The sequence below is a fragment of the Mycobacterium sp. IDUB_3 genome, assembly GCF_055419585.1.
On the sequence record NZ_JBVAXZ010000001.1, the window covers coordinates 207,196 to 224,284 of the forward strand.

Annotated in this window: 17 protein-coding genes; 13 read left to right on the forward strand and 4 right to left on the reverse strand. The window is 69.8% G+C overall.

Translation table 11 applies throughout. The features are described from left to right. The first annotated feature begins 10 nt into the window (after positions 1 to 10). Entirely contained in the window at positions 11 to 3,037 is a 3,027-nt protein-coding gene (locus tag ACZYVJ_RS00755; RefSeq protein ID WP_463829249.1) for an acyl-CoA synthetase, read from the forward strand. Continuing rightward, complete coding sequence (locus tag ACZYVJ_RS00760; protein ID WP_463829250.1) at positions 3,034 to 3,249, forward strand: Trm112 family protein; 216 nt, start codon at positions 3,034 to 3,036, stop codon at positions 3,247 to 3,249. Before ACZYVJ_RS00755 ends, ACZYVJ_RS00760 begins: the two co-directional genes overlap by 4 nt. Here the strand turns inward: ACZYVJ_RS00760 and ACZYVJ_RS00765 are convergent. The 4 genes from ACZYVJ_RS00765 to ACZYVJ_RS00780 all read right to left on the reverse strand — a co-directional run bounded on the left by ACZYVJ_RS00765 (position 3,215) and on the right by ACZYVJ_RS00780 (position 6,727). Further along, positions 3,215 to 3,838, reverse strand: coding sequence for a TetR/AcrR family transcriptional regulator (locus ACZYVJ_RS00765; protein WP_463829251.1), 624 nt, complete (start codon positions 3,836 to 3,838; stop codon positions 3,215 to 3,217). The two genes, ACZYVJ_RS00760 and ACZYVJ_RS00765, sit on opposite strands and share 35 nt — an antisense overlap. A 16-nt stretch (positions 3,839 to 3,854) precedes the next feature. Further along, positions 3,855 to 4,673 carry an ABC transporter permease gene (locus ACZYVJ_RS00770; RefSeq protein WP_463829253.1) on the reverse strand — a complete coding sequence of 273 codons (819 nt, stop codon included), beginning with the start codon at positions 4,671 to 4,673 and terminating at the stop codon, positions 3,855 to 3,857. After that, entirely contained in the window at positions 4,607 to 5,371 is a 765-nt protein-coding gene (locus ACZYVJ_RS00775) for an ABC transporter ATP-binding protein (RefSeq protein WP_463829254.1), read from the reverse strand. The genes ACZYVJ_RS00770 and ACZYVJ_RS00775 overlap by 67 nt, the downstream gene beginning before the upstream one ends. A 78-nt stretch (positions 5,372 to 5,449) precedes the next feature. Then, the gene (locus ACZYVJ_RS00780; protein ID WP_463829255.1) at positions 5,450 to 6,727 is read right to left on the reverse strand and encodes an ammonium transporter; all 1,278 of its coding nucleotides are present in this window, start codon (positions 6,725 to 6,727) and stop codon (positions 5,450 to 5,452) included. Between the two features lie 108 nt (positions 6,728 to 6,835). Here ACZYVJ_RS00780 and ACZYVJ_RS00785 point away from each other — a divergent pair, with 108 nt between their 5' ends. The 11 genes from ACZYVJ_RS00785 to ACZYVJ_RS00835 all read left to right on the forward strand — a co-directional run bounded on the left by ACZYVJ_RS00785 (position 6,836) and on the right by ACZYVJ_RS00835 (position 17,080). After that, positions 6,836 to 7,480 carry a DNA-3-methyladenine glycosylase gene (locus ACZYVJ_RS00785; protein ID WP_463829256.1) on the forward strand — a complete coding sequence of 215 codons (645 nt, stop codon included), beginning with the start codon at positions 6,836 to 6,838 and terminating at the stop codon, positions 7,478 to 7,480. A 33-nt stretch (positions 7,481 to 7,513) separates the two neighbouring features. Continuing rightward, positions 7,514 to 8,785 carry a tyrosine--tRNA ligase gene (tyrS, locus tag ACZYVJ_RS00790; RefSeq protein WP_463829257.1) on the forward strand — a complete coding sequence of 424 codons (1,272 nt, stop codon included), beginning with the start codon at positions 7,514 to 7,516 and terminating at the stop codon, positions 8,783 to 8,785. 99 nt (positions 8,786 to 8,884) lie between these two features. Further along, complete coding sequence (locus ACZYVJ_RS00795) at positions 8,885 to 9,247, forward strand: DUF732 domain-containing protein (RefSeq protein ID WP_459971908.1); 363 nt, start codon at positions 8,885 to 8,887, stop codon at positions 9,245 to 9,247. A gap of 28 nt (positions 9,248 to 9,275) precedes the next feature. Then, on the forward strand, positions 9,276 to 10,076 hold the full coding sequence (locus ACZYVJ_RS00800; protein WP_463829258.1) for a tetratricopeptide repeat protein: 801 nt from the start codon (positions 9,276 to 9,278) through the stop codon (positions 10,074 to 10,076). After that, positions 10,076 to 11,110, forward strand: a complete 1,035-nt coding sequence (locus ACZYVJ_RS00805) for an HAD-IIA family hydrolase (protein WP_463829260.1) — start codon at positions 10,076 to 10,078, stop codon at positions 11,108 to 11,110. Before ACZYVJ_RS00800 ends, ACZYVJ_RS00805 begins: the two co-directional genes overlap by 1 nt. Positions 11,111 to 11,133: 23 nt before the next feature. After that, positions 11,134 to 11,319: a hypothetical protein gene (locus ACZYVJ_RS00810; protein ID WP_463829261.1), complete on the forward strand. Its 186-nt coding sequence runs from the start codon at positions 11,134 to 11,136 to the stop codon at positions 11,317 to 11,319. An 8-nt stretch (positions 11,320 to 11,327) separates the two neighbouring features. Beyond that, on the forward strand, positions 11,328 to 12,137 hold the full coding sequence (locus ACZYVJ_RS00815) for a TlyA family RNA methyltransferase (RefSeq protein ID WP_463829262.1): 810 nt from the start codon (positions 11,328 to 11,330) through the stop codon (positions 12,135 to 12,137). Continuing rightward, complete coding sequence (locus ACZYVJ_RS00820) at positions 12,134 to 13,063, forward strand: NAD kinase (RefSeq protein WP_463829263.1); 930 nt, start codon at positions 12,134 to 12,136, stop codon at positions 13,061 to 13,063. Before ACZYVJ_RS00815 ends, ACZYVJ_RS00820 begins: the two co-directional genes overlap by 4 nt. A 25-nt stretch (positions 13,064 to 13,088) precedes the next feature. After that, positions 13,089 to 14,840 (forward strand): DNA repair protein RecN, encoded by a 1,752-nt coding sequence (gene recN, locus ACZYVJ_RS00825; protein ID WP_463829264.1) that lies wholly within the window; start codon positions 13,089 to 13,091, stop codon positions 14,838 to 14,840. A gap of 113 nt (positions 14,841 to 14,953) precedes the next feature. After that, positions 14,954 to 16,135: a putative cytokinetic ring protein SteA gene (steA, locus tag ACZYVJ_RS00830; protein ID WP_463829265.1), complete on the forward strand. Its 1,182-nt coding sequence runs from the start codon at positions 14,954 to 14,956 to the stop codon at positions 16,133 to 16,135. After that, a complete protein-coding gene (locus tag ACZYVJ_RS00835; RefSeq protein ID WP_463829266.1) occupies positions 16,136 to 17,080 on the forward strand; it encodes a copper transporter in 945 nt (314 codons plus the stop codon). The last annotated feature ends 9 nt before the right edge of the window (positions 17,081 to 17,089 follow it).

Sequence of the window (17,089 nt, forward strand, 5' to 3'; positions counted from 1 at the left end):
AGCTGCCCTGATGTGCCATGATGTCCAAGCTGTCAAGACTCAGGGAGCAGCAGTGGATCTCAATTTTTCGATGGTCACACGACCGGTCGAGCGGCTGATCGCCACCGCGCAGAACGGGCTGGAGGTCTTGCGGCTGGGGGGCTTGGAAACCGGTAGCGTGCCGTCGCCGTCTCAGACCGTCGAGAGCGTGCCGATGTACAAGCTGCGGCGGTATTTCCCGCCGGACAGCCGGCGCGGCCAGTCGCCCGTCGGGCCGCCGGTGCTGATGGTGCACCCGATGATGATGTCGGCGGACATGTGGGACGTCACGCGCGACGAAGGCGCGGTGGGAATCCTGCACGCGCACGGGCTCGACCCCTGGGTCATCGACTTCGGCGAACCCGACAAGGTCGAGGGTGGCATGCGCCGCACCCTGGCCGACCACATCGTCGCGCTCAGCCAGGCCATCGACACGGTCCGGGAAACCGCCGGCAGCGACATCCATCTGGTCGGCTATTCGCAGGGTGGCATGTGGTGCTATCAGGTCGCCGCCTACCGGCGCTCGAAGAGCCTGGCCAGCATCGTCACCTTCGGTTCGCCGGTGGACACCCTGGCCGCCCTGCCGATGGGCATCCCGGCAAACTTCGCCGCGCCCGCCGCGAACTTCATGGCCGACCACGTCTTCAGCCGGTTGGCCATCCCGAGCTGGATGGCGCGCACCGGATTTCAGATGCTCGACCCGCTCAAGACCGCCAAGGCGCGCGTCGACTTCGTGCGCCAGCTGCACGACCGCGAGGCGCTCCTCCCGCGCGAGCAGCAGCGCCGGTTCCTCGAACGCGAGGGCTGGATCGCGTGGTCGGGCCCCGCGATCTCCGAACTGCTCAAGCAGTTCATCGCCCACAACCGGATGATGACCGGTGGGTTCGCCGTCAACGGTCAAATGGTCACCCTCACCGACATCACCTGCCCGGTGCTGGCGTTCGTCGGCGAGGTCGACGACATCGGGCAACCGGCATCGGTGCGCGGTATCCGGCGCGCGGCGCCGGACGCCGAAGTTTACGAATCCACTATCCGCACAGGGCATTTCGGTTTGGTCGTCGGATCCAAGGCGGCGCAACAGAGCTGGCCGACCGTCGCCGAATGGGTGAGGTGGCTGTCCACCGGCGGCGACAAACCGGACGGCATCGACCTGATGGCCGATCAGCCCGACGAGCACACCGACAGCGGGGTCGCGTTGAGCTCCCGGCTTGCGCACGGCCTCGGGGAAGCCTCCGAGGCGGCGGTGGGACTGGTGCGCGGCGCGGCCAACACCGTCGTCGCCGCCAACAAGTCGGTGCGCACCCTGGCCGTCGAGACGGCCCGCACGCTGCCACGCCTGGTCCGCCTGGGCCAGATCAACGACCACACCCGGATCTCGCTGGGCCGCATCATCGAAGAGCAGGCCCACAACGCGCCGCAGGGCGAATTCCTGTTGTTCGACGGCCGTGTGCACACCTACGACGCGGTGAACCGGCGCGTCAACAACGTCGTTCGCGGCCTGATCGACGTCGGGGTGCGGCAGGGCGACCGGGTCGGCGTGCTGATGGAGACCCGGCCCAGCGCGCTCGTGGCCATCGCCGCGCTGTCCCGGCTCGGTGCCATCGCGGTGGTGATGCGGCCCGACGCCGATCTGGCCGCCTCGGTGCGGCTAGGCGGAGTGACCGAGCTGCTCACCGACCCCACCAACCTCGAGGCCGTGCTGCGGTCCGACCGCCAGGGACTGCGCCAAGTGCTGGTGCTCGGCGGCGGCGAGTCGCGGGATCTGCACCTGCCGGAGGACTCCGACGTCATCGACATGGAACAGATCGACCCGGACGCCGTCGAGCTGCCCGGCTGGTACCGCCCCAACCCGGGACTGGCCCGGGACCTGGCGTTCATCGCGTTCAGCGCGGCCGGCGGCGAGCTGGTGGCCAGGCAGATCACCAACTACCGGTGGGCGGTGTCGGCCTTCGGTACCGCCTCGACGGCCGCCCTGGACCGCCGCGACACCGTCTACTGTCTGACGCCGCTGCACCACGAGTCGGCGCTGCTGGTCAGCTTGGGCGGCGCCGTGGTCGGCGGCACCCGCATTGCGCTGTCGCGCGGCCTGGACCCGATCCGATTCGTTCAGGAGGTGCGCCAGTACGGCGTCACCGTGGTGTCCTACACCTGGGCCATGCTCCGCGAGATCGTCGACGATCCCGCATTCGTGCTGCAGGGCAATCATCCGGTGCGGCTGTTCATCGGTTCCGGCATGCCGACCGGGCTGTGGGGGCGCGTCGTCGAGGCGTTCGCGCCCGCCCACGTCGTCGAGTTCTTCGCCACCACCGACGGGCAGGCGGTGCTGGCCAACGTGTCCGGAGCCAAAGTCGGCAGCAAAGGCCGCCCGCTGCCGGGCGCGGGGCGGATCGAGCTGGGCGCCTACGACGCCGAACACGACCTGATTCTGGAGACCGAGCGCGGCTTCGTGCAGATCGCCGAACCCAAACAGGTCGGGGTGCTGCTCGCCGTGTCCAACGGCCCGATCGATCCCAACGCCTCGGTCAAGCGTGGCGTCTTCGCCGCCGGCGATACCTGGATCTCGACCGAGTACCTGTTCTACCGCGACGACGACGGCGACTTCTGGCTGGCGGGCCGGCGGGGCTCGGTGGTGCGCACCGCGCGTGGCCTGGTCTTCGCCGAGCCCGTCACCGACGCGCTGGGTTGCATCAACGGCGTGGACCTCGCGGTCACCTACAACGTGCCGGTGGGCGATCACGAGGTGGCGTTGTCGGCGGTGACGCTGTTGCCGGGCGCCTCGATCACCGCGGCCGACCTGACCGAGGCCTTCGCCAAGATTCCGATCGGCCTGGGACCCGACATCGTGTGCGTGGCGCCGGAGATGAACCTGAGTGCGACGTTCCGGCCCACGGTCAGTGCCCTGCGGGCGGCGGGGATTCCGAAGGCCGGGCGCCACGTCTGGTACTTCGACCCCGACACCGACCAGTACCGCCGCCTGACTCCCGGGGTTCGTTCCGGTTTGATCGGGGCGCAGTCGTGATCGACGAGGCACTGCTGAACATCCTGGTGTGCCCGGACGATCGGGGCCCGCTGGTGCTGGTGGGGTCCGAACTGCTCTACAACCCGCGGCTGCGGCGGGCCTACCGCATCGAGGACGGCATCCCGGTGCTGCTCATCGACGAGGCCCGCGACGTCGACGACGACGAGCACGCCCGCCTCATGGCACAAGGCCGTCCGGCAGATCCCCGGTGAGGTAGCGCTGCAGGTTCGGCGCGATGGTCTGCGCGATCTGCTCGGGCGGCAGCGACGCGAACGGTTCCAGTCGCAGGATGTAGCGCGCCATCACCACGCCCACCAGCTGTGAGGCGACGAACTGGACGCGGGTGGTGCCGCTTCCCGGCGGATTGTCCACGCGTGGGCCGACTTCCACGGTGATCACGTCCTCGATGAACGTGCGGAACAGGTTGATCTCCTCGCCGGCCAGGACGGACCGCAGCGTGGCGATGAACGCCGCGCCGATCTCGGATTCCCACAGCGGCAACAACATCGACGGGATCCGATAGCCGAGTTCGTCAACCGGCATCTCGCGCAACTGTCCGACGATGTCCATCGGGTCGATCGGGATGTGCACGGCCGCGGCGAACAGCTTCTCCTTGGTGCCGAAGTAGTGATGCACCAACGCCGAATCCACCCCGGCCGCCGCGGCCACCGCGCGGATCGAGGTGTTACGAATCCCGTTGCGCGCAAACAGCTCCCGAGCGCTGACGAGGATGCGGTCGCGGCTGCCGGAATTGCCGGCCGGGCGCCCCCGCCGCCGGTGCCCGGCGCTGGTGGCCGTCACTGGCAGCGACCCGCCACTAGGGCGTCCGCCGCCGCAGCGTGGCCGCGGCCAGACACAGCGCCGCCAGGGCGAAGCCCAGCACCACGACGATGTCGCGCACCGCGATGAACGTCAGTTCCGGGTGCGCACCCACCTGCTGCAACGCCTCCAGCGCGTAGCTGGCCGGCAGCACATTGCTGATCCATTGCAGCCAGTGTGGCATCAGCGCCCGCGGCACGATGATGCCGGCCAGCAGCAGCTGCGGCACCATCACCAGCGGGATGAACTGCACGGCCTGAAACTCGGTGCGGGCGAACGCACTACACAGCAGGCCCAGGCCGACGCCCAGCACGGCGTTGACGATCGCGATGACGAACACCCACGCCGGGCTGCCGGCCGTGTCGAACCCCAGCAGCCAGAACGACACGATGCACGCCAGAATCGCCTGTGCCGCAGCGGCAATGGAGAAGGCGGTGCCGTAGGCGATCAGCAGATCGAGGCGGCGCAGCGGCGTGGTCAGAATGCGCTCCAGCGTCCCGGAGGCCCGCTCGCGCTGCATGGTGATGGCCGTGATGATGAACATCACGAACAGCGGGAACAGGCCCAGCAGGATGAGACAGGCGTTGTCGAACGGGGTCGGCGCGCCGGGGCGGTGCGGGGCGTTCTGGAACATGAAATACATCAGGCTGATCACCAGGACCGGCACCAACAGGATCATCGCGACACTGCGATGGTCGGCGACCAACTGGCGCAAGATCCGCGCCGTGGTCGCGGTGTACCCGCGCAGGCTCAGCCCGCTTCGCGCATGGTGCTGCGCTTGATGATGGACAGAAACGCGTCCTCCAGTGACGTGCATCCGGTGTCCTCTCTCAGTTGGGACGGGGTGGTGTGGGCGACCAACCGGCCGTCGCGCATCAGCAACAGGTCGCCGCAGTGGTCGGCTTCGTCCATCACGTGGCTGGAGACCAGCAGCGTGGTCCCGGTGCGGGCCAGCTCGGCGAACTGCTCCCAGAGATCCGCGCGCAGCACCGGGTCCAGGCCCACGGTGGGCTCGTCGAGCACCAGCAGGTCGGGCTGGCAGACCAGCGCGCACGCCAGCGACACCCGAGTGCGCTGGCCGCCGGAGAGGTTGCCGCACAAGGCGGTCCGGTGATCGGTCAACCCGACGCGGTCGATGGCGGCGTCGGCGGCCTGGCCGTCGAACCCGTACAGCGCCGCGAAATAGCGGACGTTGTCCACGATCCGCAGGTCGTTATAGATCGTCGGGTCCTGCGGCAGGTAGCCGATCCGGTGCCGCAGTTCGGCGCTGCCGGCCTGCTGGCCGAGCACCGTGACGGTGCCCTTCGTGATGATCTGGGTGCCGACGATGCAGCGGATCAGTGTGGTCTTGCCGCAGCCGGACGGCCCGAGCAGGCCGGTGATGCTGCCCTTGGCGATGCGCACGGAGAAGTCGTGCAGAGCTGGGCGTTTGCCCCGGACGACGCGCAGGCGATCGATGTGCACCGCGGGTTCCGCTGGGCCGGTATTTAATTCATCGTAGGATGAACTCATCATGCGATGAATAATCGTCCCGTCGCGTGGGGTTGTCAAGGTCTCTCGAGCATCTGAGGAGGCTCGAGGGTTTCTGGCGCGCTAGTTGAAGCGTTCGCCGGTGGCCGGGCGGCTCTGCGGCAGGTGTCCGTGCACACCTTCGGCGTAGGCGGTTTCGGCGTGCTGCGTGAGGTCGACGCCGGTGGTCTCGTCTTCGGCGCTGACCCGGAAACCCATCAGCCGGTCGATGACCTTGCCCAGCACGAACGTCATGGCGAACGCGTAGAGCGCGACGACCGCGATCGCCAGCGCCTGCTTGCCCAGCTGGCCCAAGCCGCCCCCGTAGAACAGGCCGCGCGGGCCCGCGGTCATCACCGCGGTGGCGAACAGGCCGATCAACGACACCCCGACCACGCCGCCGACGAAGTGTACGCCCACCACATCGAGCGAATCGTCATAGTTGAAACGCAATTTCGCGCCCACCGCGAACGCGCACACGACGCCCGCCGCCAGCCCGACGACCGTCGCGCCGAGCGTGTTGACCGTCCCGCAGGACGGGGTGATGGCGACCAGGCCGGCGACCACCCCCGATGCCGCACCGAACGTGGTGGGCCGACCGTCGCGGATCTGCTCGACCGACAGCCAGCCGAGCATGCCCAGGCAGCCGGCGACCAGGGTGTTGAGGAAAATGGCCGCGGCAGTTCCGTTGGCGGCCAAGGCGGAACCGGCGTTGAACCCGAACCAGCCGAACCACAGCAGCCCGACACCGACGAACAGCAACGGCAGGTTGTGCGGCCGCATCGCGTCCTTCTTGAAGCCGATGCGCGGCCCGAGCACCAGCGCCAGCGCCAGCGCGGAAGACCCGGAGACGATCTCGACGACGAGCCCGCCCGCATAGTCGAGGACGCCGAGCTTGGCCAGCCAGCCACCCGGTCCCCAGACCCAGTGCGCGACAATCGAATACACGGCGATCGCCCAGACCGGGACGAAGACCATCCAAGCCGTGAACTTGGCGCGGTCGGCGATTGCGCCGCTGACCAGAGCGGCCGTGATGATCGCGAACGTCAACTGGAACGTGGCAAAGAGCAGTTCGGGGACCGTGCCGTGGGCGGTGTCGGGTGTGATGCCGAGCATGCCGAAATGCCTGAGGTTGCCTGCCAGCCCGTTGACCCCATCCTCGGAGAACGCGATGGTGTAGCCGACCAGCAGCCAGGCCACCGTCACCAGCGGGATGGAGATGAAGCTCATCATGATCATGTTGAGCACACCGGTGGTGCGGACCATGCCGCCGTAGAAGATCGCTAGGCCGGGGGTCATCAGCAACACCAGTGCGGTGCTGGCCAGCAGCCACGCGGTGGCGGCGGGATCGATCGCATGCATGAGGTGGGCTCCTTCTCGCGGCCCTGAGGTCACGGGACACCGGGATACTGCCATGGTTGGCCTGTCGGTAGGTTCGTTGGGTTCAGAAAACAGGATTCAGGATCTGATGTGGTCGAGGCTCGAGGACGGTTTCGCGAAGGCACGGCTGCGGCCCAGCTGTTAGCCGACCCGGTCGAGGCCGCCCGCCGGTTACTGGGCGCAACCCTCACCGCGCGCGGTGTCAGCGGGATCGTCGTCGAGGTCGAGGCCTACGGGGGAGTCTCGGACGGTCCTTGGCCCGACGCTGCCGCGCACTCGTACAAGGGCCTGCGCGCCCGCAATTTCGTGATGTTCGGGCCGCCGGGGCGGCTCTACACCTACCGCAGCCACGGCATCCACGTCTGCGCCAACGTCTCGTGCGGACCCGACGGCACCGCCGCCGCGGTCTTGCTGCGCGCCGCTGCCATCGAGGACGGGACCGACGTCGCGCGTGCCCGCCGCGGTGAGCTGGTGCACACCGCCGCCCTGGCGCGAGGACCCGGCAACCTGTGCTCGGCCATGGGAATCACCATGGACGACAACGGGATTGATCTGTTCGCGCGCGACAGCTCGGTGACCCTGGAACTGCACGAACCGCTGACCGCGACAGCCGGCCCCCGGGTCGGCGTCAGCCAGGCCGCCGACCGGCCGTGGCGGTTGTGGCTGCCCGGCCGTCCGGAGGTCTCGGCGTACCGCCGCAGCCCCCGCGCGGCCGCGCCGGGCGACAGCGACTAGCCGGACCGATCTCGGGTGGAAGGATCTTGGATCATGGGCGAAATGATCATCGACGAGCTGGGCTGGCGCGGGCTGATCGCGCAGTCCACCGACCTCGATGCGCTGACCGCCGAGGCGCGGCGTGGGCCGATGACGGTGTACGCCGGCTTCGACCCCACCGCGCCCAGCCTGCACGCCGGACACCTGGTGCCGCTGCTGGCGCTGCGCCGATTCCAGCGCGCCGGCCACCGCCCGATCGTGCTCGCCGGCGGTGCCACCGGCATGATCGGAGACCCGCGCGAGGTCGGCGAGCGCACCCTCAACGAGGCGGACACCGTCGCCGATTGGACCGAGCGGATCGGCGGGCAGCTGCGGCGCTTCGTCGACTTCTCGGACTCACCCACCGGCGCCATCGTCGTCAACAACCTGGACTGGACCCGCCCGCTGTCGGCGATCGAGTTCCTGCGCGACCTCGGCAAGCACTTCTCGGTCAACGTGATGCTGGACCGCGACACCGTCCGGCGGCGCCTCGAGGGCGACGGCATCTCCTACACCGAGTTCAGCTACATGCTCCTTCAGGCCAACGACTACGTCGAGTTGCACCGGCGCTACGGCTGCACCCTGCAGCTCGGCGGCTCCGATCAGTGGGGCAACATCGTCGCCGGCGTCCGGCTGGTGCGCCAGCAGCTCGGCGCGTCGGTGCACGCGCTGACCGTGCCGCTGGTGACCGCGGCCGACGGCACCAAGTTCGGCAAGTCCACCGGCGGCGGCAGCCTGTGGCTGGATCCCGAGCTGACCACGCCGTACGCCTGGTACCAGTACTTCTTCAACACCGCCGACGCCGACGTGATCCGGTACCTGCGCTGGTTCACCTTCCTGAGCGCCGACGAGCTCGGCGAGCTGGAGCAGGCGACGGCAGAGCGGCCCCAGCAGCGCGCCGCGCAGCGGCGACTGGCGCACGAACTGACCGTGCTGGTGCACGGCGAGGCGGCCACCGAGGCCGTCGAGCATGCCAGCCGGGCGTTGTTCGGGCAGGGCGAACTGGACCGCCTGGACGAGGCCACGCTGGCGGCGGCACTGCGCGAGACATCGGTCGCCGAGCTCAAACCCGGTGGCCCCGACGGGATCGTCGACCTGCTGGTCGCCAGTGGCCTGTCCGAGAGCAAGAAGGCTGCGCGGCGCACCATCGGCGAGGGCGGCGTCTCGGTCAACAACGTCCGCGTCGACAGCGAGGAGTGGGCGCCGCAACCGTCCGACTTCCTGCACGGCAGGTGGCTGGTGCTGCGCCGCGGCAAACGGACCGTCGCCGGGGTCGAAAAGGTGTAACCGCGCCGGCGCCCTACGGGCGCCCGCAAAACGCGTGCGTGCACAGATCTTTACCTCACCGTGTCGTTGACGTGACCCTCGGCGACCACTGTTGTCACGGTGATTTTCGCGACGCGTGTGCGGTTGACCGTCCTGCCGATTCTGGGGGTGATCACCGGCCTGGTGTCGCTGGCCGCGGTCCTGTCGGCGCCGATCCGCGCCGACATGCTGGGCAACGCCTTCCTGTCGGCGCTGACGAACGCCGGGATCACCTACACCCAACCGGCCAGCACCACGGCGATGGGACAGTCGGTATGCCCGATGCTGTTCGAGCCCGGCGGGTCGTTCGACGAGGTGACCTCCAAGATGGCCGAGGGCAACGGATTGTCATACGAGATGGCGGGCAAATTCACCATCGTCGCGATCGCGACCTATTGTCCGGCGGTGATCGCGCCGCTGCTGGGTAACCGGCTGCAAAGCTAGGCGCGGGGCTGCCCGTATTCTCGGCTGCGTGGTCGACGACAGGCAAAGGCAGCGCGGTGAACGGCGCGGGCGGCCGGCATCCAACGGATGGTCGGGTCCGGGCCGTGCGCGCCCGGCCCAGCCGCAGGGCCGCGCGCGCCGGGATGACCGGGCCGATCGCGCGCCGCACGACGGGCCGCCGATTCCGCCCGGCGTGGAAGCCAACCAGCTGGCACCCGACATCCGCCGCGAACTGAGCACCCTGGACCGTGCCACCGCCGACGCCGTGGCGCGACACCTGGTGGCCGCGGGCGAACTGCTCGACGAGGACCCAGAGGCCGCCCTGCGGCACGCCCGGGCGGCGCGCGCCCGGTCCAGCCGGATCGCCACCATCCGGGAAGCGGTCGGCATCGCCGCCTACCACTGCGGCGACTGGGCGCAGGCACTCGCGGAGTTGCGCGCGGCCCGCAGGATGGGCAGCAAGTCCTCGCTGGTGGCCCTGCTCGCGGATTGCGAACGCGGGCTTGGCCGCCCGGAGCGGGCGATCGAGCTCGCGCGGGGGCCGGAGGCCGCCGAGCTCAGCGGGGACGACGCCGACGAGCTGCGCATCGTCGCGGCCGGGGCGCGCGCGGACCTCGGCCAGCTGGAACAGGCGCTCACCGTGTTGTCCACGCCGCAGCTGGATCCGACCCGCACCGGCACGACGGCGGCGCGGTTGTTCTACGCCTACGCCGACACACTGCTGGCGCTCGGCCGCGGGGACGAGGCGCTGCAGTGGTTCCTGCACTCCGCGGCCGCGGACGTCGACGGCGTCACCGATGCCGAAGACCGGGTCAGTGAACTCGGCTGATGACGGGGCCGAATCACACCAAAACCCTTGCGCAGCAATATGACTGCCTGCTGATCGATCTGGACGGCACGATGTTTCGCGGCCGTCGGCCCACCGAGGGCGCGGTGCAGGCGCTGGCCAAGGTGCGCAGCCGCGCGTACTTCGTCACCAACAACGCCTCGCGCAGCGCCGACGAGGTCGCCGCGCACCTGACCGATCTGGGCTTCACCGCCGTCGCTGACGACGTCGCCTCCAGCGCGCAAAGCGCGGCGCGGCTGCTGGCCGACCAGCTGCCGCCGGGCTCACCGGTGCTGATCGTGGGCACCGAGGCCCTGGCCAACGAGATCACGGCCGTCGGACTGCGCGCCGTGCGCAGCTACGACGACGATCCGGCCGCCGTCGTGCAGGGCCTGTCCCAGACCATCGGGTGGCCGGAACTGGCCGAGGCGGCGCTGGCCATCCGGGCCGGCGCGCTGTGGGTGGCGTCCAACGTCGACCTGACCCTGCCCACCGAGCGCGGGCTGCTGCCCGGCAACGGATCGTTCGTGGCCGCGCTGCGGGCGGCCACCGGCGGCGAACCTCAGGTGGCGGGCAAGCCGGCGCCCGGACTGCTGCGGGATGCGGCGGCCCGCGGCGACTTTCACGCCCCCCTGGTGATCGGGGACCGGCTCGACACCGACATCGAGGGCGCCAACGCCGCCGAGCTGCCCAGCCTGATGGTGCTCACCGGGGTCAATTCCGCGCGGGACGCGGTATACGCCAAGCCCGCCCAGCGCCCCACCTATATCGGCCTTGACCTGCGCTCGCTGCACACCGGCGGCGAGTCGCTCGCGGTCGGGCCGCAGCCGGGCTGGCGGGTCGACGCGGCGGACACGACGATCACGGTCAGCGGCGCCGACGCGGTAGACGACGGGGATGGCCTGTCGATCGTCCGCGCGGTGGCCGCCGCGGTGTGGGATGTAGCCGACTCCGACTCCGGCGAGGCGCGCATCGAGGCCGGCGACGACCGGGCGCGCGCCGCGCTGGGGCGCTGGTCATTGGTGCGCACCGACTGACGGGTGACTAGCGTAGTAACGCGATGACTATCGATCCCGATCAGATTCGCGCTGAAATCGACGCCCTGCTCGCCCGCCTGCCCCAGCCCGGGGAAGGCGAGGACCCCGAGAAGGTGCCGTCGCTCGATGAGCTCGAAGAGATAGCACGCCGCCTGTCCGAGGCGCACGACGTGCTGCTGGCTGCGCTGGAGTCGGCGGAGAAGGGCTGAGTGCGCGGATGTCTCGACGCGCCCGCGTTGACGCCGAGTTGGTCCGGCGCGGCCTGGCCCGGTCCCGTCAACAGGCCGCGGAGTTGATCGGCGCGGGAAAGGTGAGCATCGACGGGATGCCGGCGCGCAAGCCGGGCACTGCCGTCGCCGTCACCGCGGCCCTGACCGTGGCCGAGGACGGCGAGCGCGGCTGGGTCTCGCGCGGGGCGCACAAGCTCATCGGGGCGCTGGACGCCTTCGAGATATCGGTCGCGGGCCGGCGCTGCCTGGATGCCGGCGCGTCGACGGGGGGCTTCACCGAAGTCCTGCTGGATCGCGGGGCCACCGAGGTGGTCGCCGTCGACGTGGGATACGGCCAGCTGGCCTGGTCGCTGCGCAGCGACGCTCGGGTGGTCGTCGTCGAGCGGACCAACGTTCGCGACCTGACGCCGGACGCGATCGGCGGACGCGCCGACCTCGTGGTGGCTGACCTGTCGTTCATTTCGCTATCAACGGTGTTGCCGGCGCTGGCTGGATGTGCCGCACCCGACGCGGATATCGTTCCCATGGTGAAGCCGCAGTTTGAGGTGGGCAAGGGTCTGGTCGGTGCCGGGGGTGTCGTGCACGACCCGGGCCTGCGCGCCGACGCCGTACTGGCGGTCGCCGGCCGCGCGGGCGAGCTGGGCTGGCGCACCGTCGACGTCACCGCCAGCCCGCTGCCGGGCCCGTCGGGCAATGTCGAGTACTTCCTGCGGTTGCGCGCCCGGACCGATCGGCCGCTCGCCGGCGACGAGCTGGTGAGCGCGGTGCGGCGCGCGGTGGAAAGCGGGCCACAGTGAACGAAGACGCTCCCCGCACCGTCTTGATGGTGGTCCATACCGGCCGCGAGGAGGCCACCGAGACCGCGCGACGCGTTCAGAAAGTGCTGGGCGACAACGGAATCGGGCTTCGCGTGCTGTCCGCCGAGGCGGTCGACAAGGGCCCGCTGCGGCTGGCCCCCGACGACATGCGCGCACTGGGCATCGAAATCGAGGTGGTCAACGCCAACCCGCAGGCCGCCGAGGGCTGCGAACTGGTGCTCGCGCTGGGCGGCGACGGCACGTTCCTGCGGGCCGCCGAACTGGCCCGCAATGCCAACATTCCGGTACTCGGCGTCAACCTGGGCCGCATCGGCTTTCTCGCCGAGGCCGAGGCCGAAGCCATCGACCGGGTGCTGGATCATGTTGTCGCACAGGACTATCAGGTCGAGAACCGATTGACGCTCGACGTGATGTTGCGCCACGGCGGCGACGTCTCCGTGCACGGGTGGGCGCTGAATGAAGTCAGCCTGGAAAAGGGTCCCCGGCTGGGCGTGCTCGGGGTGGTCCTCGAGATCGACGGGCGCCCGGTGTCGGCGTTCGGCTGCGATGGCGTGCTGGTGTCCACCCCCACCGGGTCCACCGCCTACGCGTTCTCCGCCGGCGGCCCGGTGCTGTGGCCGGACCTCGAGGCGATCCTGGTGGTACCCAACAACGCTCACGCGCTGTTCGGCCGCCCCATGGTCACCAGCCCGGACGCCACCATCGCGATCGAGATCGAGGCCGACGGGCATGACGCCCTGGTGTTCTGTGACGGTCGGCGCGAAATGTTGATCCCGGCGGGCAGCCGGCTGGAGGTAAAACGTTGCGACACACCGGTGAAATGGGCCCGGCTGGACAGCGCCCCGTTCACCGACCGACTGGTCCGCAAATTCCGGTTGCCGGTGACCGGGTGGCGCGGGAACTGACGGTTTCAACCCTGGTGCTGACTGAATGCTGACCGAAATCCGCATCGAGTCACTCGGTGCCATCAGCGCCGCGGTCGGGGAGTTCGACCGCGGCCTGACCGTCCTGACCGGCGAGACCGGTACCGGTAAGACGATGGTGGTGACCGGGTTGCACCTGCTCGGCGGTGCCCGCGCGGACGCCACCCGGGTACGGTCCGGGGCCGATCGGGCGGTCGTCGAAGGCCGGTTCACCACAGCCGATCTCGATGAGGCCGTGATCGTGAAGCTGGACGACATGCTGGACGCGTCGGGCGCCGAACGCGACGAGGACGGCAGCGTGATCGCGCTGCGCTCGGTCAGCCGTGACGGACCGTCGCGCGCCTACCTCGGCGGCCGCAGCGTGCCGGCCAAGTCGCTGGGCGACTTCACCGCCGGGCTGCTGACCCTGCACGGGCAGAACGACCAGCTGCGACTCATGCGGCCCGAGGAGCAATGCGGCGCGCTGGACCGATTCGCGAAGGCCGGCCCGGCGCTGGAGCGCTACTGCAAACTGCGCGACGCCTGGCTATCGGCGCGGCGTGACCTCCTGGACCGCCGCAACCGGATGCGCGAGCTGGCGCTGGAGGCCGACCGGCTGAACTTCGCCCTCAACGAGATCGACGCCGTGGACCCGCAACCCGGCGAGGACGACGCCCTGGTCGCTGAGATCGTGCGGCTCTCCGAACTGGACACCCTGCGCGAGGCCGCGGCCGGGGCGCGCGCGGCCCTGTCCTCGGATGAGGCGGACGGGTCCGGGTTCAGCGCGACCGACAGCCTGGGAAAGGCAAGGGCCGCACTGGAATCCACGGACGATGCGAAGCTGGTGGCGTTGGCCGGGCAGATCGGCGAGGTGCTGACCGTGGTCATCGACGCGGCCGGCGAGCTGGGCGGCTTCCTCGACGAGCTGCCGGTCGATGCCAGCGCGCTGGAATCGAAACTGGCCCGGCAGGCCGAACTGCGCACGCTGACCCGCAAGTACGCCGCGGACATCGACGGCGTGCTCGCCTGGGCCGCCGAGTCGAGGGAACGGTTGGCCCAACTCGACGTCTCCGAGGAGGGGCTGGCGTCGCTGGCGGCGCGGGTCGAGGAGCTGGCGCGTGAATTGGCCAGTGCAGCAGTCGATCTCAGCAACATCCGGCGCAAGGCCGCCAAGCGGCTGGCCAAGGAGGTCACCGGCGAGCTGTCCGGGCTGGCGATGGCCGACGCACAGTTCAGCATCGACGTCTCTGTCGATACCGCGTCGGCCGCCGACGACGCGGCCACGCTGAGCCTGCCGTCGGGCGAGCTGGCCCGCGCCGGCGCCGACGGCATCGACCAGGTGGAGTTCGGCTTCGCGGCGCACCGCGGGATGGACCAGCTGCCGCTGGCCAAGAGCGCCTCCGGTGGCGAGCTGTCCCGGGTGATGCTGGCGCTGGAAGTGGTGCTGGCCGCCTCGGCGGCGGGCACCACCATGGTGTTCGACGAGGTCGACGCCGGGGTGGGCGGCCGGGCGGCGGTGCAGATCGGCCGGCGGCTGGCGCGGTTGGCGCGCACCCACCAGGTCATCGTCGTGACGCACCTGCCACAGGTCGCGGCGTACGCCGACGTGCACCTGGTGGTGCACGGCGCGGGGCCGAAGGGGACCAGCGTGGTGCGGCGGGTCGCCGACGACGAGCGGGTGGCCGAGCTGGCTCGGATGCTGGCCGGGCTGGGCGAATCCGACAGCGGCCGCGCGCACGCCCGCGAACTGCTGGATGCGGCGCAGAAGGATGAGATCTAACCGTCGGGAACAAGTAATACAGATGTGACTAATGGGACTCTAGATAACTTATGAGGCTAATGTTACGGCGCGCCTCCCGTCTTCGCCGCAGCTTCGCGGACAGAATCGCCCCCATGAAGATGTCAGGCCTGCTCTCCCGTAACCCCGCCCGGCCCGGCCTCGTCGGCACCGCCCGCGTTGACCGGAACATCGACCGCCTGCTGCGCCGGGTCTGCCCCGGCGACATCGTGGTGCTCGACGTCCTGGATCTGGACCGCATCACGGCGGACGCGCTGGTGGAGGCCGATATCGCCGCGGTGGTCAACGCGTCTCCGTCGGTGTCGGGGCGCTACCCGAACATGGGCCCGGAGGTGCTGGTCAACAACGGGGTGACCCTGATCGACGAGGCCGGACCCGACATCTTCAAGAAGGTCAAGGACGGCTCCAAAATCCGCCTGCACGAGGGCGGCGTGTACGCCGGTGACCGCAGGCTGGTCCGCGGGACCGAGCGCACCGACCACGACATCGCCGACCTGATGCGCGAGGCCAAGAGCGGGCTGTCCGCGCACCTGGAGGCCTTCGCCGGCAACACGATCGAGTTCATCAAGAGCGAGAGCCCGCTGCTGATCGACGGCATCGGCATCCCCGACGTCGACGTCGACCTGCGCCGCCGGCACGTGGTGATCGTCGCCGACGAGCCCAGCGCCGCCGAGGATCTGCGCTCGCTCAAGCCGTTCATCAAGGAGTATCAGCCGGCGCTGATCGGCGTCGGCAGCGGCGCGGACGTCCTGCGCAAGGCGGGCTACCGCCCCCAGGTCATCGTCGGCGACCCCGACCAGATCAGCACCGACGCGCTCAAGTGCGGTGCCCAGGTGGTGTTGCCCGCCGACGCCGACGGGCACGCACCCGGGCTGGAACGGATCCAGGATCTCGGCGTCGGGGCGATGACGTTTCCGGCCGCGGGCGCGGCGATCGACCTGGCCCTGCTGCTGGCCGATCACCACGGCGCCGCGTTGCTGGTGACGGCCGGCCACACCGCCAACATCGAGACGTTCTTCGACCGCACCCGCGCGCACAGCAACCCGTCGACCTTCCTGACCCGGCTGCGGGTGGGGGAGAAGGTGGTGGACGCCAAGGCCGTGGCGACTCTGTACCGCAACCACATCTCGGCGGGCGCCATCGCGCTGCTGGCGCTGACCATGCTGATCGCCGTCATCGTCGCGCTGTGGGTGTCGCGCACCGACGCCGCAGTGCTGCATTGGGTCACCGACTACTGGAACCACTTCTGCCTGATGGTGCAGAAGTGGGTCACATAAATGATCTCGTTGCGTCAACATGCCTTGTCGCTGGCAGCGGTCTTCCTGGCGCTGGCCGTGGGGGTCGTGCTGGGCTCCGGGTTCTTGTCGGACACCCTGTTGTCCAGCCTGCGCGACGAAAAGCGGGACCTGAACGCCCAGATCAGCGGGCTCAACGACCAGAAGAACGTGTTGAACGAAAAGCTCAGCGCCGCAAATAATTTCGACACCCAACTGGCCGGCCGGATCGTGCATGACGCGCTGGGCGGCAAGACGGTGGTGGTGTTCCGCACCCCGGATGCCAAGGACGACGACGTGGCCGCGGTGACGAAGTTCATCGGCCAGGCCGGCGGGACGGTGACCGGCACGGTGTCGCTGACGCAGGAGTTCGTCGAGGCCAACTCCGCGGAGAAGCTGCAGACGGTGGTGAACTCCTCGGTGCTGCCCGCGGGTCAGCAGCTGAGCACCAAGCTCGTCGACCAGGGCTCGCAGGCGGGTGACCTGATGGGCATCGCTCTGCTGGCCAACGCCAACCCGGCGGTGCCCGCCGTGGACGACATCCAGCGCAACACCGTGCTGGCGGCGCTGCGCGACACGGGCTTCATCACCTATCAGGCAACCGATCACATGGGCGCGGCCAACGCCGCGCTGGTGGTCACGGGCGGCTCGCTGCCCCAGGACGCCGGCAACAAGGGCGTCAGCGTGGCCCGGTTCTCGGCCGCGCTGGCCCCGCACGGCTCGGGCACCCTGCTCGCCGGGAGCGACGGTTCGGCGACCGGAGGCGCCGCCGTGGCGGTGACGCGTGCCGACGCCGGGATGAACTCTGCGGTCAGCACGGTCGACGACGTCGACGCCGCACCGGGCCGCATCACCGCGGTCTTGGGCCTGCACGACCTGCTGGGCGGCGGGCATGCCGGGCAGTACGGCACCGGTCACGGGGCGACGTCAATCACGGTGCCCCAGTAGCGGGCGTGT